Source organism: Qipengyuania sp. SM2512 (genome assembly GCF_054954005.1).
Window position 1 is genome coordinate 20235 of the sequence record NZ_CM143134.1, and the last position, 20423, is coordinate 40657.

Genomic DNA, 20423 nt, shown 5'->3' on the forward strand with positions numbered 1-20423 from the left:
TAGCGGGGGAATGGTTAATGCGGCGCAAAATTCTCGCCCGGATCAGCGGAAGGCGGTGATCCGTCCGCTGTCGTCGATCACATAGAGCGTGTTGTTGGCGACGATCGGCGGCAGCGTCACCGGCTGTTTCAACTCGTGAAACAGCGTCGCCGAACCCTCGCTGGCGCCGATCCGGTAGATCTGGCCTTCGGAATTGACCGTCCACAGATTGCCCCCGGCGAGCACGGGGCCCTGCCAGTAGATCGGCCCTTTGCGGTCTTCCATATCGCGGAATTCCGGCAATTGGGTGAGCCAGCGCACCTTGCCGGTCGAGCGGGCGATGGCGAGCAGACGGGCATCGTCGGTGAGGGTGAAGATCCACTCGCCCGAAATGGCGGGGGTCGAAATACCCGCGAGGTTGAGTTCCCAGATCCGCTGGCCGGTCACCAGCTCGTAAGCCGCCATTCGGCCGCCCTGGCCAAGCGCATAGACGCGGCCGTTGTCGATGATCGGATCGGCATCGATATCGGTCAGCGATCCGACCGAGGTCGAGATGCTGGTCCGCGCGAGCGCGTCGGCCCACAATGTGCGTCCGTTCTCGTAGCGATAGGCGACCAGTTCGCCCGAGCTGTAGCCGGCGATAACCGTGCCCTGCCCCGCTGCCGGAGCCGCGACGCCGAAGACGCCTGCCTGGGTGGCGGAAGCCGATTCCTGCCACTGAAGCTCGCCGGTCTGCGCGTTCAGCGCAAAAATCTGATTGTCCTGCGTCATGACGAAGACCGAACCGAAGGCGAGCGTGGGCGCGCCGCGCAGCGGGCCGGCAGGCCGCACCTTCCACAGCTCGTTGCCGGTGGCGGCATCCATCGCGAGGACTTCGCCCGCGCCATTGGTGCCGTAGAGGCGGCCATCGAAATAGCTTACCCCGCCGCCGAAGGCGACGTCCTGGAGATTGTTCGCAAGCGCCGACTCGCGCTTCCAGACCGGCGCGCCGGTTTGCGCGTCGAAGGCCGAGACATTGCCCGAGGTGTCGACGACATAGAGGCGCCCGCCCCCGACCACCGGCGCGGCGCCTAGCCGGCGGCGGTTGCTCGAACCGGCGACCATGGCGGTCCAGACCGGGCTTGGCTGCGCGGCGAGCGCGACATGGCCCTGGTTCTTGCTCGCGGTGCCCCCGCCCTGAGCCCACTCGCTGTTGACCTGAGCCGGAGGCAGAACCACCGAGACGCTCGCAAGCGCGGGATCGACCTCGGCGCCGCTCTCGATCCGCGACAGGATCGGCGTGCGATCGCCCAGGCTCGGGGTCGTCTTTTCGTCCGACCCCCCGAACAATCCGCCCGCGCAGCCGGACAATCCGGTGACGAGCATCGCGGCAACGCCGGCGCGGATCGCGGCTTTGGTCATGTTGTGGATCATGGCGTTGATTTCGCTTTCTGAATTATGGTGCGGGCTGCGCGGCTGGCGGAGCGGCCGGTGCGCCCTGGCCATCCGCTGCAGGGTCCTGGCCCACGCCCTGCGCCTCGAGCAGCGCATCGACATCCTCGATCGCATCGACCCCGAGTACGCCCGCCATCTGGCGCGAGCGCGAGCGCAGGCTCTCGGGTACGTCCTCGGCCTTGGCGATTGCGGCGAACAACGCCCCCGCTTCGCTGCGCTTGCCCTGTTCGAGATAGGCCATCGCGACCAGCTCGCCGGCGCTCCCGAAGAAGGGTTCGCCGGGGACGGCCAGCGGCTGGAGCGCGGCCACGACCGCCGCCTTGTCCATCGTGTCGAACCCGGTCGCGACCTTGCGGATCAGCGCCAGATTGCGCAATTCCTCGGGCGCAGCGGTGTCGTTGGCCAGTCCGTCGAAAATCGCGACGGCGTCCTCGGTGCGGCCCTGCTGGGCGGCGATGCCGCCGCGCAGCATCTGCGCATTGGCCGCCGCGGCATCGCTGCCGTCGCCGGCCAGTTCCTCGAGCGCATCGTAGGCGGTCTGGAGGTTGCCGGCCTCGACATTGTCGAGCGCGGATACCAGCGTCTCGGAGCGCGCTTCCGCGGCCGCGCGCTGGCTGGGCTGCCACCACAGCAGATAGGCGGCCAGCGCCAGGACCAGCAGCAGCACCAGCGCCGCCAAGGGCTTGCCGTAGCGCTCACCGAAATTCTCGAGATCGCCCTGACGCACCGCCTCGTCGACCTCGCGCATCATCGCGGCCTCCTCGGCATCCTTGCGGCGCTGGAGCTTTTCCTGATGGGTTTCGGTGGTCTTTTTTGGAGGTAGGGCCACGAGCGGCTGAGTTCCCGTTCAAGTCAATCGTTCGGCGGCGTCCTTAGGACGCGCGCCCACTAAGGGCAATGGTCTCGGCCCGCTGCAGCGCTCCTGTCCCCGTCGGCGTTAACCTCGCCTGAAAGCGGGCCTCCCGGCCAGAGCGGCCGCACGGGTTCAGAAGTCGCTCCTGCCCGCCGCCCGCAGCGCGCTCGAATAGAGCCTGCGGTAGGTCGCCAGCATCTTCGCCTCGTCGAACTCGGCGCGGGCCTTCTCGCGGTTGGCGGCCCCGATCTCCTCGCGCAGCCGCTTGTCGATCGAGAGCGTAACCAGCTCGGTCTCGAGCGCCTCGTCGTCGGGAGTGGCGGCGAGATAGTTGCGGTTGGCGACCGACACCATCTCGGCGATGTCGCCGACCTGCGGTGCGACCACCGGACGCCCGGCCGCCATCGCCTCGATGACCGAAAGCGGAAATTGCTCGCTGTCGCTCGACAGCGCGAAGATGTCGAACAGCCCGACGACCCTGGCCGGGTCGGCCACGGCGCCCGGAAGGTGGACGCGGTGGTTGATCCCCAGCCGGTCGGCCTCGGCCTCGATCGCCGCGCGCTCGGGTCCCTCGCCGCAGATCACCAGATGCCAGTTTTCGGGCAGCGGCGCGAAGGCGCGCACCAGCCGGGGCAGGTTCTTGACCTTGCGCAGGCCGGCAAGCGTGCCGACCCAGTTTTCGCCCGGCCGCTTGAGCAGCCGGCGGATGGCATCGTTGCGCGGCTTCTTGGCGAAGGCCTTGGTGTCGATGCCATTGGCGATGCGCTTCACCCGGCCGAGCGGCTGCTGCCAGTCGACCAGCGCGATTTCCTCGAGCTGTTCGGATGGCACCACCAGCCCCGCAGCCTTGCCCAGGGCGATGCGGCGGTACCAGGTGCGGCGGCGCTTGCGGCGGACCAGCTCCTCCTCGTCGAAACCGTCCTCGTGATGGATCAGCGGCGGCAGGTCGTAGGCCTCGGAGAACAGCGTATGCGCCATCACCGCATCCATCGCGCCCCAATTGTAGGTCAGCACCAGGTCGTAGCCGCGCATGGCGCGTGCGAGCCGGTTGAGCCGGCCGGGCATGGGGAAACCCTTGAGCGCGGGAAACTCGGGCTGCAGCGTCACTGCGATACCGCGATCGATCCGCGCGGCGGCGCCGGTCTCGTCGGGCTCGGCGGAGACGATCGTATGGCGCAGAGCCGGTCCGAAACCGTTGATCAGCTGGACGGTGCGCAGCTCCTTGCCGCCCGGGGCGAAGGTGGAATGCAAATGCAGGACATGCGGCCTTGCCGCCGCCGGCTTCGCGCTCATGCGATCTCGGCCAGCAAGGCGTCGATCGCTGCGCGGGTCTCGGGCTCGTCGAGAGTCGGAGCGTGCCCGGTGTCCGGAACGGTCACCGATGTCGATTGTGGAATTCGGCGTTTCATCTCGGCGAAGGTGTCGGTCGAAAACAGTGTCGAATCGCCGCCGCGGACCAGCAGCACCGGCCGCCCCGCCAGCGCTCCGTAGGCGGGCCACAGATCGGGCGGCACCGCCCCGGCATCGCTGCCGGCATCGAGGATCGGGTCGGCGATCTTCATGTCGTAGTCGAAGGCGATCCGGCCGTTGCTGCACAGCGTCATGCCGCGCTTGGCCATCGCCAGCCAGTCCTCGGTGTCGAAGGTCGGATGCGAAGCGCCATGCACCTCCTCGAGCGCGCGGGCGGCGTGCATCCAGGTCGAGAAGCTGCGACCCTGTCCGATATAGGTCTTGATCTTGTCGAGCCCCTCGCTTTCGATCACCGGCCCGATGTCGTTGAGCACGACCCCGGCGATACGCTCGGGTGCAAGCGTGGCCAGCATCATCGTCATCAACCCGCCCATCGAGGTGCCGATGGCGACGAAGCGCGCGATCTCCTCCTGCTCGAGCAGCGCCAGAACATCGGCGACGTAGGTCGGCACCGTATAGGTCGCGCTGTCGCTGGCGTAGTCGCTGTTGCCGCGCCCGCGCATATCGGGGGTTAGAACCCGCCAGCCCGCTGCGGCAAGATGCTGCGCCAGATGCTCGAAATCGCGCCCATTGCGGGTCAGCCCGTGCAGGCACAGCACCGGCGGACGGTCCTGAGTGCCCGGCAGCTGGCTCGGATAATCGCGGAAATACAGCGTCAGCCGGTCGGGGCTCTGCCAGCTCTTCTCGGAATAGGGCTTGTCCATGGGGAGGAATGTCGTCCGTTGCGCTGCCTGAGGCGTAAGTTGCGGAGCCCGGCCTTGCGCCTGGTCACCTTGGCCCCCACTATTGCTGCATGCGCGAAGAACCGCAAGCTGCGAGCTATCGCGCCGACACGCCGATCGCCGCGCTGGCCGACTGGCTGGGCGATCCGGTGGCGCCCGCCGATTTTCCGCAGACCGTGCTGCGCTTCCGTAACGATCGCGCCGCCGCCCAGGTCGGGTTGGACGGCCTCGACGAAGACCAATGGCTGCGCCATTTTGGCCGGTTTGCGCCGCTTGCCGACAATCTGCCGCAACCGCTCGCGCTGCGCTATCACGGCCACCAGTTCCGCGTGTACAATCCCGAGATCGGCGACGGGCGCGGCTTTCTGTTCGCCCAGCTGCGCGACGCCTCGGGGCGGTTGATGGATCTGGGGACCAAGGGCTCGGGCCAGACCCCATGGAGCCGCGCGGGCGACGGCCGGCTCACGCTCAAGGGCGCGGTGCGCGAGATCCTCGCCACCGAGATGCTCGAGGCTTTGGGCGTTTACACCTCGCGCACATTCTCGGTGATCGAGACCGGCGAGGAATTGCAGCGCCACGACGAGCCCTCCCCCACCCGCTCGGCGGTCCTGGTCCGGCTGAACCACGGCCATATCCGCATCGGGACCTTCCAGCGGTTGCTCGCGCTGGAGGATCAGGACCATATGGCCGCGCTGGTTGATTATTGCCTGGCGCAGTTCCCCGGCCCGCCCCCTCCCGAGGACGCGCCGGGACGCGACGAACCCGCGGTGCGGCTGATGCATCACGTGGTCGAACGCATGGCGGATCTCGCAGCGAGCTATATGATCGCAGGTTTCGTCCACGGAGTTCTCAATACCGACAATATGAATGTCAGCGGCGAGAGCTTCGATTACGGCCCCTGGCGCTTCCTGCCGCGCTGGGACCCGGGCTTTACCGCCGCCTATTTCGACCATTCGGGCCTCTATGCCTTCGGGCGCCAACCCGAGGCGCTGCACTGGAACTGCGGCCAGCTCGCGGTAGCGCTGCGCCTGCTGGTCGACGCCCCGCCGCTGATCGCGGCGCTCGAGCGCTTCGGCGATCTTTACATGGCAGCGGTCGGGCGGCGCTGGTGCTGGCGGCTGGGCGTGGCGAGCCGCGGCGTCGAGGCCGATACGGCGCTGGTGGCCGCCTGCGAGAAGGCGCTGCTTGAAAGCGGAGAGGCGCCCGATGTTTTCTTCCACCGCCACCGCGGCGGGCGCGCGGCAGAAGGTGCGCTGGCCGAGGCTCTGGCATCCTATCAAGCGAGCGATTCCGATCGGCATCCCTATTGGCGCGATCCCGCACCGCAGAGCATGCTGATCGACGAGGTCGAGGCGCTGTGGGCGGCGATAGACCGGAAGGACGACTGGCGGCCGCTGGAAGACAAGATCGCCGCGATCCGCAGGATGGGCGAGGCCCATGGCACTCCTCCCGCCCCCGCTGGGCACCCCGGCGGCTGACCTCTGGTGGATTGCAACTCCGCATCGCTTTGCCTTGCGATGCCATCCCCCGTAAACGGTTCCGATGCGTTGCATGTTTGGCGTAAGGGATTGTAGAAATACGATATGAACGAGGTTTCGAGCACAGTGTCCGACAGGCAGATCATTTCCTACCAGCCCGCGACCGGGAAAGAATTGTGGCGCGGCGATATCGGCGATGTCGATAATTGCGTCGAACGAGCGCGCGCGGCCTTGCGCGATTGGTCGCACCAGTCGCTCGGGCAGCGGATCGAGCTGGTCCGCCGCTTCGCCAATGAGGTGCGCCGGCAGTCCGAGCCCTTCGCCGAACTGATCGCCCGCGAAACCGGCAAGCCGCTGTGGGAAGCGCGCACTGAGGTCGAGGCGGTCATCGGCAAGGTGGAGATCTCGATCACCGCCTATGCCGAGCGGACCGGGCAGAAGAAGCTCAACAGCGCGCTGCAGGGCACCGCTGCGGTTCGCCACAAACCGCATGGCGTGATGGCGGTGCTGGGCCCGTATAATTTCCCCGCGCACCTGCCCAACGGCCATATCGTGCCCGCGCTGATCGCGGGCAATTGCATCATCTTCAAGCCGAGCGAAAAGACACCGGCGGTCGGCGAATTCCTCGTCAAATGCTTCCACGCGGCGGGTTTTCCGGAGGAAGTGGTGCAACTCCTGATCGGTGGCCCCGAGGAAGGCAAGGCGCTGGTCGCGCACTGGCTGGTCGACGGGGTGCTGTTTACCGGCTCGGCGCGCGCGGGTGTCGCGATCAACCGCAAGCTCGCCACCGAGCCCGGCAAGATCGTCGCGCTCGAGATGGGCGGCAACAATGCGATCGTCGTCACCGACACCCCCAAGGTCGACGATGCCGCGGTGACCATCATCCAGTCGGCCTTCACCACCGCGGGCCAGCGCTGCACCGCCGCGCGGCGGCTGATCGTGACCGATTCGATGTATGACGAGATCGTCCCGCGGGTGAAGGCGCTGGCCGAGCGGCTGATCGTGGGCGAGCCCTTCGCCGATCCTCAGCCCTTCATGGGGCCGGTGATCGACAACGAGACCGCCGACCTGCTCACCGAGAGTTTCGTCGCCTTGATGAGCCGCGGCGCCAAGCCGATCCTGCACATGAAGCGTCCCGAAGAGGACAAGCCGTTCCTCACCCCGGGGATCCTCGATGTCACCGATATGCACGAACGCCCCGATGTCGAGCTGTTCGGGCCGCTGCTTCAGGTCGTGCGCGTTCCCGATCTCAACGAGGCGATCACCGAGGCGAATATGACCCGTTACGGCCTGTCCGCCTCGCTCATCGGCGGAACGCCGCAGGATTTCGAGATGTTCTGGAACGAGATCCGCGCCGGGATCATCAACTGGAACCGGCCCACCAATGGCGCATCATCGGCCGCGCCCTTCGGCGGGGTCGGCCTGTCGGGCAATCATCGCCCGGCAGCCTTCTACGCTGCGGATTACTGCGCCTATCCGGTGACCAGCACCGAGATGGAGCAACCGCGCGCCAGCCTGGGAGTCGGGCTCAAGGAATGAGCCTGCGCGGCCCGAGTTACGGGTTGCTGGTGACGAGATCGATCTCGGTCACGCCCGAAGGCAACCGGCGACCATAGACCACGAAAGCGTTCTCGCCGCTCGTGCCGCTGAGGATATTGTCCCCGCCCGCCTTCACATGCTCGGCCGAATAGCCATTGGCGAGCGCGCGGGTGTGGTAGAAGGCCAGCACGTCGTTGAGCGGCACCGGCGTCAGGAAGGATACGACGCGCAGCGCGCAGCCGCCCTCGTCCGTGCCCGCCGCTTCCTGCGTGTTGCCGCGCGGATAGACCGGGAAGGTTCCGGGGAGCTTCGCCGCCCAGGCGGTGGTGTATTCGACCCGCGATTCGCAATTCGTCCCGCCCGGCGAAACTGCCGCCTGCGCCGCCTTCTGCATCGCCGGGGTCACCGGCTGGGCCGCGCCGAGATCGCGCGGCGCGGGTACGGCGCGCAAGGCATCGGCCCCGCCGACCAGTTCCGCCGCGCGGGTCCGTGCCGCGGCGATCGCCTCGGGCGTGCGGTTGATGTTGGGGAGCGAGCGATCGCCCGAGCCGGACAGCGCGGCGTTGCCCTCGCTGCTCCCGGCGAGATCGGGATCGGTCATGAGATCGTCGTTGAGCGCCTGCTCGCTCGCCGGATCGAGATCGCCGGTGGCCTCGGCCTCCTCGGGCTCATCGCTGCAGGCGGCCAGCAGGGCGAGCGGCAGGGCAAGTGTGGCAAGGGGAAAGCGCATCGGGACAACTCCGGCTGATAATTCGGCCCGGTCCATACCCCAGCGGCTCGTCTCTTGACCAGCGGTCCGGGAGCGCTTGCGCCATTGCGGGACGGATCACCGGCAAACATGAAGACGCCGCACCCCCCGCAATTAAGGGATACGGCGCCTTCCGCGGCCCGGTGGAACCGCGTTTCGACCGGGGTGGGCCCGGACGAAACCGAAACTATTCTAGCGGCAGCGAGCGCCCGAGCGATCAATCTCGCGGCCGAGCAGCGCCCCGCCCGCCGCGCCGAGGATGGCGCCGAGGGTGCGGTCGCCGCGGCCTGCCACTTCGTTGCCGATCAGCGCGCCGACACCGGCACCGATCAGCAGACCGGTCGTGCCGTCGTCCTTCTTGCAATAGGCGCGCCCGTCATCGCCGCGCCAGACGCGGGTGTCGCGGCGGACCGGCTGTTCGTACCGGGCATCGCGATTGTAGCCCCGTCCGCGGTTCTGGTAGCGGCGGTCGCGGCGATCGTAGCGGTCGCGGCGGTCGTAGCGATCGCGCTGCAGCTCGGCGGTTTGTTGATGAAACACCGACGGGGCGGCGTAGCTGGAGGTCAGCGACGCGCTGGCGGGCGCGGCGACCGAATGCGCGGCCGGCGCGGCGGCGGCGGGGGCGGAAAGGGCGAGACCGGTTGCGGCGAGGGCCATTCCGGCGAGGGTGAATGATTTGGCCATTTTTCAGTCCTTTGCTTCCTGCGATGCGACACGGCGCCGCTCGATTTGTTCAGTAATATCCCCCTAATTATGAACAGTGTGCAACCGGGAATTCAGCTTGTTCATTTTGCGACCAGCCGAGCTTGAGCAGCAGACAAGTTGATGCTTGCAGCGGCTTCGGGCCGGTCCTAGCCGCCGCCCATGAATCAGCCAGAATCCGAGTCGCGGCCCTCAGGACTGCCCGCCGCGCTTGGCGCCTACGTGATCTGGGGCTTCCTGCCGCTCTACCTGCTGCTGGTGAAGGTGGTCCCGCCGTTCGAATTCGTCGCCTGGCGGATCGTCTGGACGCTGCCGATCTGCCTGCTGATCGTCTGGTTCAGGCGCCAGGGCCCGCAATTGCGCGCCGCCCTCGCCGATTCCAAGAGCCTGCGCTGGCTGCTGCTGAGCGCCTCGCTGATCGCGGTGAACTGGGTGGTTTATGTCTGGGCGATCCAGAACAACAACGTCTACGCCGCCAGCCTGGGCTATTACATCAACCCGCTGGTCAACGTCCTGCTGGGCACGCTGCTGCTGGGCGAGAAGCTCAACCGGGCGCAATGGGCCGCGGTCGGGCTCGCCGGGCTCGGCGTGGCGCTGCTGGCCGAAGGCGCGCTGACCACGCTGTGGATCAGCCTGACGCTGGCGTTCAGTTTCGGCATCTACGGCATGGTACGCAAGCAGGTGCCGGTCGGCTCGCTCCCCGGCCTCACGATCGAATCGGGCCTGCTCCTGATTCCCTCGATCGCGGTGGCGGGCTGGTATGCGGTCCAGTCGGGCTCGTCCTTCGCGGTCAGCCCGCAATTGAGCGGTGCGATCGTGCTGGGCGGCGTGCTCACCGCGATCCCGCTGCTGATGTTCGCGGTCGCCGCCAAGCGGATGCCCTATTCGACGCTCGGCTTCATCCAGTTCCTCGCGCCCAGCATCGTCTTCGTGCTGGGTCTCACGGTGTTCGAGGAACCGCTCAAGCCCGCGCAGGCCGCCTGTTTCGGCTTCATCTGGGCCGCTGCGGCGCTGTTCGGCTGGGACATGTGGCGCCGCAGCCGGGCGCCAAAGCCGGTCGGACCGGTCTAGCCGGCCAGCCGCCAGCCCAGCGTCTCGCCCGCGTGGAAGGGAACGATCGCGGCGTCGCCACCGGCTACCTCGCCCGGAACCGCTATCTGCACGCGTTCGAGCGTCACCCGCTCCTCATTAACCGGCAGGGCGTAGAAGCGCGGGCCGTTGAGCGAGGCGAAGGCCTCGAAATGGCCCAGCGCATCCTCCTCGTCGAACACCGCCAGGTAGCTTTCGAGCGCAAAGGGCGCGTTGAAGATGCCCGCGCAGCCGCAGGCGGATTCCTTGTCGTGGCGGTGGTGCGGCGCGCTGTCGGTGCCGAGGAAATATTTCGCCGAGCCCGAGGTCGCCGCGCGGCGCAGCGCCAGCCGGTGCTTCTCGCGCTTGGCGACGGGCAGGCAGAACATATGCGGGCGAATGCCGCCGACCAGGATCGCGTTGCGGTTGATGCGGAGATGCTGCGGGGTGATCGTCGCCGCGACCTGCGACCCCGCAGCCTCGACGAAATCCACGGCCTGCTCGGTTGTGATGTGTTCGAAGATCACCTTCAACTCGGGCAGCCGCGCGACCAGCGGGGCGAGCACGCGGTTGATGAACACCGCCTCGCGGTCGAAGATGTCGACATCGGCATCGGTGACCTCGCCATGGATGCACAGCGGCATCCCGATCTCTGCCATCCGCTCGAGCACCGCATCGATGGCGCGGATATCGGTCACGCCGCTGGCCGAATTGGTGGTCGCGCCGGCGGGATAGAGCTTGGCCGCCGTCAACACGCCCGAGGCGAACCCGCGCGCCAGATCCTCGGGATCGGTATCGTTGGTGAGATAGGCGGTCATCAGCGGGGTGAAAGCAACTCCCTCAGGGACCGCGGCTAGTATCCGGTCGCGATAGGCGGAAGCCAGCGCCGTGGTGGTCACCGGAGGCGAGAGATTGGGCATCACGATCGCGCGCGCGAATTGCCGCGCGGTGTGCGGGACGACCGCGCGCATCGTCGCGCCGTCGCGGAAATGCAGGTGCCAGTCGTCGGGCCGGCGGATGGTGAGGGAATCGGAGGCGGGTCGAGATGTTTCCGGCATGGGGTTTGCCTATGCCGCGCGCCGTCCTATCTGTCACCCATGCCCACTACCCGCATGCCAGCCACCCGCCTTTTCGACCGCGCCGTGATCCGGCTGACCCCGCAAGCGGAAGAGGAGGATGTCGCCGCATTCCTCCAGGGGCTGGTCACCAACAATGTCATGGGCGCCCTGCCCGCCTATGCCGGCCTGCTCTCGGCCCAGGGCAAGGCGATGTTCGATTTCATCGTCTGGCCGGCCGGGAACGGCCAGCTACTGATCGATTGCGAGCGCGACGCCGCCGAGGAGCTGGCCAAACGTCTCTCGCTTTATCGCCTGCGCCGCAAGATCGCGATTGCGGTCGATCCCGCGGTTGCGGTCCATTGGGAAGCGCATCTGGGCGATGGCGCGGTCCCCGATCCGCGGCTCGCCGATCTCGGTCAGCGCTGGCTGGCCCCGGTGAGCGACGACGACATGCCTGCGGACGCCGAGTGGCTCGCGCACCGCCTGTCGCTGGGTGTGCCCGAGGGGCGCGGCGAGCTGGGCGATATCCTCTGGCTCGAGACCAATGCGGTCGAGCTCAACGGCGTCGCCTTCGACAAGGGCTGCTATATCGGCCAGGAAAACACCGCGCGGATGAACTGGCGCCAGAAGGTCAACCGCCGGCTGGTGGTGGTCCCGCTCGAAGCCTCGGAGGAAAAGCGCCGCCGCGCCGCCTACCCCGAACTGGGATATGCAATCGATCACCTGCGTGTCGCGGACCTCGATTCCGCCGCGCTGCCCGCCTGGCAGCGTCCGGCAGTGACTGAGGCAGTCACTCCGGCTGACTGAGCTCGGGGACCGAACTCAGCAGCATCCGCTCGGCGCGGTCTCGCGCCGCGGTCGCGGGGAGGCCCAGCGAGCGCGCCAGCGCCGCGCCGATCAGCGCATCGCCCATCGCCATCAGCACCAGCGCGAGCGTCTCCTCGTGGACCCGCATGATCTCCTCATGCGATTGCGCCTCTTCGGGGGCGATCTCGTCGACCAGTTCGTGAATGGTCTCGACGATCGGGGTCAGCGCATCCTCGTTGCCGGTCAGGATCATCCAGCTCGCCAGCGCGCCCGCGCCTTCCTTGTCGAAGGCATCGAAGGTGAGGTCGACCACCTGCCGCGGTGAGCCCTGCCCCGCCCGGCTCGCCATCACCGCCTCGGCGATCGTATCGCAGACATTGGCCGCCAGATAGCCGGCGAGCGCCTTCTGCAGCCCGGCGGCCGAGCCGAAATGGTGAAGCAGATTGGCATGGGTGCGCCCGATCCGCGCGCCGACCGCCTTGAGGGTGATCGATTGCGGCCCGGTTTCGATCAGCAGCGTGCGCGCCGCCTCGAGCGCGGCAAGCCGCGACTCTTCCGGGCTCAGGCGTTTACGGCTTGCCATCGATTCGCATCCCTCATAGATTCTTAACCATCATGGTGACCGGAAACAGCTCTCTCGATCCCGAACCGGGCCTAGAACGCAGTCGTCTTGACGACAAGCGGGCCGACGACAAGCGGCCCGGCGCCGCAGGCCGGGACGACGGGCTGCAGATCGCCAGCCGCAGCGCCACCCCCGAAGAACACGCGCTGATCGTCCGCGACCAGCGCTTCGACCGTTCGCACAAGACGGCGCGCTGGTGGCATTCGAACGATCCGGTTGCCACCGCCTGGTACAATTCGGTCAGCGCCAGCCTGCCGCGCGGCGAAGCCTTCTTCATCGACACGCTCAAGGCCTTCCGTGCCGATCTGCCGCCCCGGCTCGCCGCCGAGGTCAAGGCGTTCACCCGGCAGGAAATCAACCACACCCGCGAACACGTCGCTTTCAACCGGCTGGTGCAGGATCACGGCTACGATGTCGAAAGCATCGATCGCGGCATTCACGATATGCTCGCGCTGACCGAAGGCCGCCCGCCCGAATTCAATCTCGCGATCACCATCGCGCTCGAGCATTTCGCCGCGATCATCAGCCGCCAGCTGCTCGCCCATCCCGAATATCTCGCGGGCGCCGACCCGGTTGCCGCCGATGTCTGGCGCTGGCACGCCACCGAGGAGATCGAGCACAAAGGGCTGGTCTACGACGTCTGGCTCCACGCCACGCGCGACTGGAGCGCGTGGAAGCGCTGGAAGGTGCGCTCGCTGATCGCGCTGCTGATCACGCGCAAATATTTCGGCAACCGCGTCCGCGATGCGATCGGGCTGCTGATGCAGGACGGGTTCGACCGCCGCACCGCAAAGCGCAAGCTGCGCGCTTTCCTGTGGTGGAAGCCCGGAATGATGCGGCGGATGTTTTTCGAATGGGCGGCGATCCTGAAGCCGGGTTTTCACCCTTGGCAGCACGACGACCGGGCGCTGATCGGTCTCGATGACAGTCCCTACTCGGCCGCGGTGATGCCCGCCGAATAGGCCCGACCTCGGCTTATTGACATTGATGTAAGTAACGACTATCTGGCTTGATGACATTCAAGCGATGGAGTCGTTCGATGAACGCACCTGCCCAGATCGATGCCGCTGCCCCCAGGAGCAAGACCATGCGCCCCGCGCCGACGCCCGAGGGTCTCGAAATCGTAATCCGCGACGAACGCTTCAACCGCGACGCCAAGCTGCGGCGCTGGTGGGCGGGCGACGCATTCGGCACCGCCTGGCACAACGCGCTTTCGGCCACCTTCCCGCGCGGCGAGGCCTTCTTCATCGAGGCGGTCAAGGCGCACCGCGCCGGCGCCGACCCCAAGCTCGAGGCCGAGATCCGCGCCTTCGTCCGCCAGGAAATCAACCACACCCGCGAGCATGTCGCCTTCAACCGGCTCGCCGAGGATGCGGGCTACGACATCGCCAAGATCGACAAGCGCGTCGAGCAATTGCTGGCGCTGACCAAGGGCCGCCCGCCGATCGCCAATCTGCTCGTGACCATGGCGCTCGAGCACTACACCGCAATGATGGCGCATGAATTCCTCGCCAATCCGAGCCATTTCGAGGATTCGGACCCCGAGGTGCGGGCGATGTGGCGCTGGCACGCGGTCGAGGAAATCGAGCACAAGGGCGTCGCCTACGACACGTTCGACCATGCGACCCGCGACTGGACCCCGTTCCGCCGCTGGATGCGCCGTTCGGTGGTGATGCTGATCGTCACCAACCGCTTCCTGACCAACCGCTGGATCGATGCGATGGACCTGCTGGCGCAGGACGGCATCACCGGCTGGAAGGCGCGCTGGGGCCTGTTCAAATATCTCACCGTCACGCCCGGCGTTCTGCGGCGGATCTTACCCGCCTGGCTGAGCTATTTCCGCCCCGGCTTCCACCCCTGGGACCACGACGACCGGGCGCTGATCGGCAAATATGAAGGCGAGTTCGAAGCCGCGCTGATGCCGGCGGAATAACGCTGTTGGTCTAACACGCTCCGGCGCCGCCGAGTCTAGTCTCGGCGGCGCCGCAAGCGCATCTATGGCCTGCTAGGCTGCGTCGAGAAGATCGACCGATACACCGTCGCCCTGGTCGGCGAGATCGAGCGCGAAACACGCCACCCGCGCCTCGCAGCCCCTTCCGCGACTGTATCGCAAGGCGGTCTGCCCGGTCGGCGCGAAGCCCGCCTTATGCAGCACCCGCCCCGAAGCCGGATTGTCGAGGAAATGCTCCGCGCTCACCCGGTTCCAGCCGCGCATCCGCGCGACCTCGAGGATCCCGTGAACAGCTTCGGTGGCGATCCCGCGCCCCCACCAGGCGCGCGCGACCCAATAGCCGAGCTCGTGCCTGCCGCCGTCCAGCGGCTCCAGCCCGATAGAGCCCACGACCGGGGCTCCCGCCGCCTCCGGCAGGGTGATCAGGAACTTCGCTTCATCCGTCTTGCGCGGCAGACACGCGAAGGCCTGCGCATCGGCCGGCGTGTAGGGCCACGGCGCGCGGGCGAGATTGCGCACCACGGTTTCATCATTGATGGCTTCGTAGATCCCCGGCCAGTCTTCGGGCCAGATCGGACGCAGCATAACCCTCTGGCTGCGATGGAACATCGGACTTCTCCCCGGTGTGCCCCTGCGCTGCTCCCGCTAGGGGCCGCGCATGACAATTTCGCTTCTGCGGACGATTGAATCCGCGGCTTTTCGAGGGAGAAACGACGAGAGGGAGACGGACCCCCTGAAATCAGGATGGTCCCATCTCCCTCTGCGTCTGCCGGGTTTCGACCCGGCCGGGACCATCCTGAAGGACGATCCCGTTATCGAATCATCCGGTTATTCGGCGGCTTCCGCCTGCACGTCGACCGAGACGTATTTGCGGCCGAGCTTGCCCGAGTGGAATCGCACGATGCCGTCGTTGAGCGCGAACAGCGTGTGGTCCTTGCCCATGCCGACATTGACCGCCGGATAGAACTTGGTGCCACGCTGGCGCACGATGATGTTGCCGGCGACCACTGCCTGGCTGCCGAACTTCTTTACGCCGAGGCGGCGACCTGCGGAGTCGCGACCGTTGCGGGACGAACCACCTGCTTTTTTATGTGCCATCGTCGGGTATCCTTACTTCGTGTCTTCGGCTTTGGAAGCCGGGGCCTTCTTGGCAGGAGCCTTCTTCGCAGCAGGCTTCTTCTCGGCGTCGGCGGCGTGCGTGCCCGACTTGGACGGCGCAGCCTCCTTCTTGGGAGCAGCCTTCTTGGCCTCGGCCTTGGTCTCGCTCGCCGGTGCGTCGGTCAGCTTGGGCGCATCGTCGGCCTTGGCGGCCGCGGCAGCCTTGGGCTCGGCCTTGCTGTCGCCGACCTGCATGATGCGCAGCAGCGTCATCTGCTGACGGTGACCGGCCTTGCGGCGGTAGTTGTGGCGACGACGCTTCTTGAAGACGACGACCTTCTCGCTCTTGGCCTGCGCGATGATTTCCGCCGAAACGGTCACCTTGCCGGCTTCGGCGAAATCGTCGCCCTCACCCGCGAGCAGGACATCGCCCAGCGTCACGGTGTCGCCGGCTTCGCCTGCGAGCTTTTCAACTGCGATCTTGTCTCCGGCGGCAACCCGGTATTGCTTGCCGCCCGTGCGCACGACTGCGAACATGGTGCTTTTCTCTCATTCAAAATGCTTTGCCGCGTTCTTGCGAAGACACGGCGCGCCCGTCGACCCGCCAGATGGCGAGGCCCGGAAAGATGGGTGCCGTTAAGGTAATGCCCCCCCGAAGTCAACGCTCGACCGGTGAAAATTCACGATCGCTCGCCAAGCCGGTGGCGCCACGGCACTCCCGTGCTATCAGACCCGCGATGTCCTGCCCAGCCCGTCTCTTGCTGTCCGCACTTGCCGCCCTGACACTGTCCGCCTGCGCCAGCAGCGGCGGCGACTACCCTTCGCTCGAAATTCGCGATGTCGAGCGCGCGCGAGGCCAGTTCGAGCCGATCGCAGTTGAGCCGATCGATGTCCCCGAGGTACCGGTCGCTTACGAAGGCAGCCTGCAGGAGCGCCTTGCCATGCTGGTCGAGGCGGCCCGCAGCGCCCACCAGCGGTTCGTCGCCAGCCTGCCCGCCGCGCGGCGGACGGTCGCCAGCGCGGGCCGCGCTGCCATCGGCAGCAATGCCTGGGGCGCTTCGCAGGTCGCGCTGGCCGATCTCGAATCGATTCGCAGCGACGCCGCGATCGCACTGGCCGATCTCGACATCCTCCATATCGCCGCCTCGGTCGCCGCCGAGGACCGGGGGCAGATCGATACCGCACGGTCCGCGGTGATCGCGCTGGTCGAGGAAGAAGACGAAGCCCTTGCCGAACTGCGTGCCCGCGTAGCGCCATGACGCTGGCCTGCGCGCAATGCCCGGTCCGCGACCGCGCGGCCTGTTCCGTGCTGGAGACGGAGGAACGCGATGCGCTCGCAAAGGCCGGGCGGATACGCGAACTCAGGCGCGGCGAAACGCTGTTCGCGGCGGGTGAGCCGGTATCCTCCTGCGCCACGCTGGTTTCGGGCGCGCTCAAGGTCGCCGCGCTCGACGCCGACGGACGCGAGCAGATCCTGGCGCTGATCCATCCGGCCGGCTTCGTCGGCGAGTTCTTCCGCCCCTTTGCCGAACATGATGTCATCGCGCTGGCCGACAGTAGCCTGTGCGTCTTCGCCGGACACGCGATGGAGGAGGCGATCGACGCCTATCCCGCGCTGGCCCGCGCGCTGCTGTGGCGGACGCAGGAAGATCTTCACGCCAGCCGGATGCTGCAGGCGCTGACCGGCAAGACCTCGGGGCGCGGCAAGGTGGCGGCGCTGCTGCTCGGCTTCGCGCAGGCGGCGAGCGATTCGCCGTGCCATCCGGCACCGCGTTTCGAGCTGCCGCTGTCGCGCGGCGAGATGGCCAATATCCTGGGCCTGACCATCGAGACGGTGAGCCGCCAGATCACGCTGCTCGAACGCGAGGGCGCGATCGCGCGCAAGGGAAAGCGCGGGATCGAACTCGTCGACCCCGCGCTCCTCTCCGAAGCGGCCGCCTGACCGCCCCATCCGCTCGGCGACGGCTCAGACCGTCGCGACGATCACCACCACGGCGAGCCCCCAGGCCATGATCAGCACCGGCAGGATCATCATCTGGACCACCGCGTCCCGCCCGGCGAGCCGACCCGTATGCGTGGCGATCCCCCGGCGCATGAGCTGCGGCAAATCGAGCGGGCGCTGACGTGGCAGCGGCGCGAGCCGGGTCCAGATTGCCGGAACGCCGAAGCCGGCAACGATGAAGATGGCGAAGATCGCCATTGGGATGACGAGCCCGGGGCTCTGCAGTCCGAGACCGAGCACCGCGATGAAACCGAGGTAGAGCGCGGCCGTCGCGCCATAGAGCGCCGCGGGCATTTCGAAGCTGCGGTCGACCACCACCTGATGGCGCGGCGCGGCGTGGATGATCGCCTGTTCGGCGACGATTTCGCGGGTGAAATGCTTGGACATGCTCGGTACTCCCGTTTGCTGTGCAGACGGTTTGCGCCGAACGTGGCTCGCGCTCCTTGATCTCGATCAAACGCGGAGATTTACTGCCAGCGGGCTAGCGCGGCGTGATCTTCGGCGCGCGGCTCGATCCAGTGCCAGCCGCTGCCGCGCCGCTCGCGCTTCCATAGCCAGGCGGCGGATTTGAGATGATCCATCAGGAAATCGACTGCCTCGAGCGCGCCGCGCCGGTGCCGCGCCGCCGCCGCGACCAGCACGATCCCTTCGCCGGGCGTCAGCACTCCGATCCGGTGCCAGACCAAGACACCGTCGAGCGCGAAGCGGGCCTGAGCCTGCTGCGCCAACCCCTCCATCCCGGGCAGGGTCAGTGGTTCATAATGCGTGAGTTCGAGCGCCTTGACCGGCGATTCGTCCGCGCCGGGACGGACCTTGCCCAGGAAGCTCGCCACTCCTCCTGCCTGAGGGTGCGCGGCGTTGAAGGCCGCGAGCGCTTCGCCCACCGACAAGCCGCCGGTCAGCAAGCGGACGTCGAGCGGGCCGGAAAGAGCCAGCCTAGCCACCGCTGACCGGGGGCAGCAGCGCGACTTCCTCGCCATCCTGCGCCAGCAGCGCGGTCTTGTCGGCGAGGACCTTGCCCGCGCAGGCCAGGTGCACCCGCTCCCCGCGCAATTGTTCGGCGATCTGCGGGCCGACCGCTGCGAGCAGCCCGGTCCAGTCGAGCGGCGCCGGAGCCTCGCGCTGGGCCTCGCCCGCCAGATCGCGCAAGGGGCCGAGAAAGACGATCCGAACCGTCATCAGCCGCCGGTTACCGACATGTGCCGCGCCAGCGCCGGTGCCTCGCCGCGCGTGCGAATCGCGAAGCTATGACGCTCCGGCTTGACCGCCAACGCGCGGTCGAGCGCGGCGTCGAGTGCGTGGGGGCCCGGGTCGGAGCGCAGCGCGGCGCGCAGATCGACCGCCTCCCCGCCGCCGAGGCAGGGATAGAGCTGGCCGGTGGCGGTCACCCGCATCCGGTTGCACGAGCCGCAGAAATTCTCGGTCAACGGGGTGATCAGCCCCAGCCGCCCGCCGGTCTCGGCGATATCGTAATAACGCGCCGGGCCGCCGGTGCGGTGATCGGAGGGCGTGAGCTTCCAGCGCGCCTCAAGCTGTGTTCGGACCGAATCGAGCGGCAGATAGCTGTCGATCCGTTCGCCATCCACTTCGCCCAGCGGCATGGTCTCGATCAGCGTGATCGCGTGGCCCTGGCCATGCGCCCAGGCGATCAGATCAGGCAGTTCGCCTTCGTTTATTCCCTTGAGCGCCACCGTGTTGAGCTTGACCGCGATACCGGCCGCCTTGGCCGCGGCGATCCCTTCGAGAACCTGATCCAGCGCATCGCGGCGGGTGAGCTGCGCGAAGCGAGCCGGGTCGAGCGTGTCGAGCGAGACATTAACCCGCCGCATCCCGGCGCGCGCCATTTCGTCGGCATGGCGCGCCAGCTGGGTCCCGTTGGTGGTGAGCGTGATCTCGTCGAGCCCTTCGCCGACATGACGGCCGAGCGCGCGGACCAGATCGATCATGTCGCGCCTGACCAGCGGCTCACCCCCGGTGAGGCGGATCTTGCGCACCCCGCGGGCCATGAAGCCGAGCGAGAGACGGTGCAATTCTTCTAGGCTAAGCACCTCTTTCTTGGGAAGAAAGCGCATCATTTCGGGCATGCAATAGCTGCAGCGCAGGTCGCAGCGATCGGTCACCGACAGGCGCAGATAGGTGATACGACGCTGGAACGCATCGATGAGCGGGCGGGTGTTCATGATGGCTCTACGAGCGGATCGCCCGCTCCGGTCCCGTCGCTCTCGAAATATTGCCCGGTGATCCCCGGCGCTGCGGCCAGATAGGACGCGAAGCCATCGAGCGCGGCGCCCTCGCCCGCCACCAGATTGATCCGCTGCGGCGCATGCGCGCGGGCCAGCCCGGCGGCCATCGCGAGGCGCCATTCGCGGTGGGTGTGATCGGCGGGGGCCAGCGTGACCATGACATCCTCGCCGCTCTCGAGCGCGGCGGCAACATGCGCCAGCCAGTGTTGATGGAACAGCCCGGCCGCGGCGAGCGGCTCGGGCGGCAGATCGTCCACCGCGATCCGCTTCATCCGCGGCGCTCGCGGTGCAGCGTGATCCCGATGCGCTCGCCTGCTTCCGCGATCGCGAGCTTGACGATCTTGACGGTCACCGCCTCGATGCGCGCGTCCTGAAGGAAGAGCGTTTCGCAGATATGGTCCGCAACCGCCTCGATCAGCTTGAAATGCACTCCCTCGGGGAGCGCATCCGAAGCCGCGAACTTGAGGTCCATGTAGTTCTTCGAGGCTTCGAGCGAGGTCTCGGGCTCGTAGCGCACAAGCGGCTTGAGCCGCGCGGTGATGGTGAAGCGCAGCGGCTGCGGCTTGCCGGTCTCCTCCGAATAGATGCCGGTGAGGACATCGTGCTCGAAATCGGCGACTTCCAGATGGAGCGAATCACTCATGCGTCC

25 protein-coding genes are annotated in these 20423 nt (G+C 67.3%); 8 read left to right on the plus strand and 17 right to left on the minus strand.

Annotation, left to right across the window (positions count from 1 at the left end):
- Positions 1–42 precede the first annotated feature (42 nt).
- From ACQ5J0_RS00105 to ACQ5J0_RS00120, 4 genes are all read right to left on the minus strand, one after another.
- Positions 43–1380, minus strand: coding sequence for an outer membrane protein assembly factor BamB family protein (locus tag ACQ5J0_RS00105; RefSeq protein WP_462568508.1), 1338 nt, complete (start codon positions 1378–1380; stop codon positions 43–45).
- Positions 1381–1414: 34 nt separating this feature from the next.
- A complete protein-coding gene (locus tag ACQ5J0_RS00110) occupies positions 1415–2242 on the minus strand; it encodes a tetratricopeptide repeat protein (RefSeq protein WP_462568509.1) in 828 nt (275 codons plus the stop codon).
- Between the two features lie 156 nt (positions 2243–2398).
- Positions 2399–3559 (minus strand): glycosyltransferase family 4 protein, encoded by a 1161-nt coding sequence (locus ACQ5J0_RS00115; RefSeq protein ID WP_462568510.1) that lies wholly within the window; start codon positions 3557–3559, stop codon positions 2399–2401.
- Positions 3556–4440 (minus strand): alpha/beta fold hydrolase, encoded by an 885-nt coding sequence (locus ACQ5J0_RS00120; protein ID WP_462568511.1) that lies wholly within the window; start codon positions 4438–4440, stop codon positions 3556–3558. The genes ACQ5J0_RS00115 and ACQ5J0_RS00120 overlap by 4 nt, the downstream gene beginning before the upstream one ends.
- An 89-nt stretch (positions 4441–4529) precedes the next feature.
- On the opposite strand from ACQ5J0_RS00120, the gene ACQ5J0_RS00125 reads away from it, so the two are divergent.
- Positions 4530–5936, plus strand: a complete 1407-nt coding sequence (locus ACQ5J0_RS00125) for a protein adenylyltransferase SelO family protein (RefSeq protein WP_462568512.1) — start codon at positions 4530–4532, stop codon at positions 5934–5936.
- A gap of 105 nt (positions 5937–6041) precedes the next feature.
- On the plus strand, positions 6042–7475 hold the full coding sequence (gene astD / locus ACQ5J0_RS00130) for a succinylglutamate-semialdehyde dehydrogenase (RefSeq protein ID WP_462568513.1): 1434 nt from the start codon (positions 6042–6044) through the stop codon (positions 7473–7475).
- Between the two features lie 16 nt (positions 7476–7491).
- Here the strand turns inward: astD and ACQ5J0_RS00135 are convergent, their stop codons facing one another.
- Entirely contained in the window at positions 7492–8205 is a 714-nt protein-coding gene (locus ACQ5J0_RS00135; protein ID WP_462568514.1) for a hypothetical protein, read from the minus strand.
- Between the two features lie 210 nt (positions 8206–8415).
- A complete protein-coding gene (locus ACQ5J0_RS00140; RefSeq protein WP_462568515.1) occupies positions 8416–8907 on the minus strand; it encodes a glycine zipper 2TM domain-containing protein in 492 nt (163 codons plus the stop codon).
- Between the two features lie 180 nt (positions 8908–9087).
- Here ACQ5J0_RS00140 and rarD point away from each other — a divergent pair, with 180 nt between their 5' ends.
- Positions 9088–9996: an EamA family transporter RarD gene (gene rarD / locus ACQ5J0_RS00145; RefSeq protein WP_462568516.1), complete on the plus strand. Its 909-nt coding sequence runs from the start codon at positions 9088–9090 to the stop codon at positions 9994–9996.
- On the opposite strand, the gene pyrC is transcribed toward rarD, so the two are convergent.
- Positions 9993–11051, minus strand: a complete 1059-nt coding sequence (pyrC, locus tag ACQ5J0_RS00150; protein ID WP_462568517.1) for a dihydroorotase — start codon at positions 11049–11051, stop codon at positions 9993–9995. The two genes, rarD and pyrC, sit on opposite strands and share 4 nt — an antisense overlap.
- A gap of 54 nt (positions 11052–11105) precedes the next feature.
- Here pyrC and ygfZ point away from each other — a divergent pair, with 54 nt between their 5' ends.
- Complete coding sequence (gene ygfZ, locus ACQ5J0_RS00155; RefSeq protein ID WP_462570140.1) at positions 11106–11858, plus strand: CAF17-like 4Fe-4S cluster assembly/insertion protein YgfZ; 753 nt, start codon at positions 11106–11108, stop codon at positions 11856–11858.
- On the opposite strand, the gene ACQ5J0_RS00160 is transcribed toward ygfZ, so the two are convergent.
- Entirely contained in the window at positions 11842–12441 is a 600-nt protein-coding gene (locus tag ACQ5J0_RS00160) for a TetR/AcrR family transcriptional regulator (RefSeq protein WP_462568518.1), read from the minus strand. The two genes, ygfZ and ACQ5J0_RS00160, sit on opposite strands and share 17 nt — an antisense overlap.
- Before the next feature lie 32 nt (positions 12442–12473).
- Here ACQ5J0_RS00160 and ACQ5J0_RS00165 point away from each other — a divergent pair, with 32 nt between their 5' ends.
- Complete coding sequence (locus ACQ5J0_RS00165; protein WP_462568519.1) at positions 12474–13442, plus strand: metal-dependent hydrolase; 969 nt, start codon at positions 12474–12476, stop codon at positions 13440–13442.
- 77 nt (positions 13443–13519) lie between these two features.
- Positions 13520–14413 carry a metal-dependent hydrolase gene (locus ACQ5J0_RS00170; RefSeq protein WP_462568520.1) on the plus strand — a complete coding sequence of 298 codons (894 nt, stop codon included), beginning with the start codon at positions 13520–13522 and terminating at the stop codon, positions 14411–14413.
- Between the two features lie 72 nt (positions 14414–14485).
- Here the strand turns inward: ACQ5J0_RS00170 and ACQ5J0_RS00175 are convergent, their stop codons facing one another.
- The 3 genes from ACQ5J0_RS00175 to rplU form a co-directional block, all read right to left on the minus strand.
- Complete coding sequence (locus tag ACQ5J0_RS00175) at positions 14486–15040, minus strand: GNAT family N-acetyltransferase (protein WP_462568521.1); 555 nt, start codon at positions 15038–15040, stop codon at positions 14486–14488.
- A gap of 219 nt (positions 15041–15259) precedes the next feature.
- Positions 15260–15529 (minus strand): 50S ribosomal protein L27, encoded by a 270-nt coding sequence (rpmA, locus tag ACQ5J0_RS00180; protein ID WP_305930918.1) that lies wholly within the window; start codon positions 15527–15529, stop codon positions 15260–15262.
- A gap of 12 nt (positions 15530–15541) precedes the next feature.
- Complete coding sequence (gene rplU, locus ACQ5J0_RS00185) at positions 15542–16066, minus strand: 50S ribosomal protein L21 (RefSeq protein ID WP_462568522.1); 525 nt, start codon at positions 16064–16066, stop codon at positions 15542–15544.
- 200 nt (positions 16067–16266) lie between these two features.
- Here rplU and ACQ5J0_RS00190 point away from each other — a divergent pair, with 200 nt between their 5' ends.
- Both ACQ5J0_RS00190 and ACQ5J0_RS00195 read left to right on the plus strand, forming a co-directional pair.
- The gene (locus ACQ5J0_RS00190; protein WP_462568523.1) at positions 16267–16788 is read left to right on the plus strand and encodes a hypothetical protein; all 522 of its coding nucleotides are present in this window, start codon (positions 16267–16269) and stop codon (positions 16786–16788) included.
- Positions 16785–17471 carry a Crp/Fnr family transcriptional regulator gene (locus tag ACQ5J0_RS00195; protein WP_462568525.1) on the plus strand — a complete coding sequence of 229 codons (687 nt, stop codon included), beginning with the start codon at positions 16785–16787 and terminating at the stop codon, positions 17469–17471. Before ACQ5J0_RS00190 ends, ACQ5J0_RS00195 begins: the two co-directional genes overlap by 4 nt.
- A gap of 24 nt (positions 17472–17495) precedes the next feature.
- Here the strand turns inward: ACQ5J0_RS00195 and ACQ5J0_RS00200 are convergent, their stop codons facing one another.
- From ACQ5J0_RS00200 to ACQ5J0_RS00225, 6 genes are all read right to left on the minus strand, one after another.
- Complete coding sequence (locus ACQ5J0_RS00200) at positions 17496–17918, minus strand: hypothetical protein (RefSeq protein ID WP_462568526.1); 423 nt, start codon at positions 17916–17918, stop codon at positions 17496–17498.
- Positions 17919–17998: 80 nt separating this feature from the next.
- Positions 17999–18475, minus strand: coding sequence for a molybdenum cofactor biosynthesis protein MoaE (locus ACQ5J0_RS00205; protein WP_462568527.1), 477 nt, complete (start codon positions 18473–18475; stop codon positions 17999–18001).
- Complete coding sequence (locus ACQ5J0_RS00210) at positions 18468–18710, minus strand: MoaD/ThiS family protein (protein WP_462568528.1); 243 nt, start codon at positions 18708–18710, stop codon at positions 18468–18470. Before ACQ5J0_RS00210 ends, ACQ5J0_RS00205 begins: the two co-directional genes overlap by 8 nt.
- Entirely contained in the window at positions 18710–19711 is a 1002-nt protein-coding gene (gene moaA, locus ACQ5J0_RS00215) for a GTP 3',8-cyclase MoaA (RefSeq protein WP_462568529.1), read from the minus strand. The genes ACQ5J0_RS00210 and moaA overlap by 1 nt, the downstream gene beginning before the upstream one ends.
- The gene (locus ACQ5J0_RS00220) at positions 19708–20046 is read right to left on the minus strand and encodes a Rossmann fold domain-containing protein (RefSeq protein ID WP_462568530.1); all 339 of its coding nucleotides are present in this window, start codon (positions 20044–20046) and stop codon (positions 19708–19710) included. The genes moaA and ACQ5J0_RS00220 overlap by 4 nt, the downstream gene beginning before the upstream one ends.
- On the minus strand, positions 20043–20417 hold the full coding sequence (locus ACQ5J0_RS00225) for a dihydroneopterin aldolase (RefSeq protein WP_462568531.1): 375 nt from the start codon (positions 20415–20417) through the stop codon (positions 20043–20045). The genes ACQ5J0_RS00220 and ACQ5J0_RS00225 overlap by 4 nt, the downstream gene beginning before the upstream one ends.
- Positions 20418–20423: the final 6 nt, after the last annotated feature.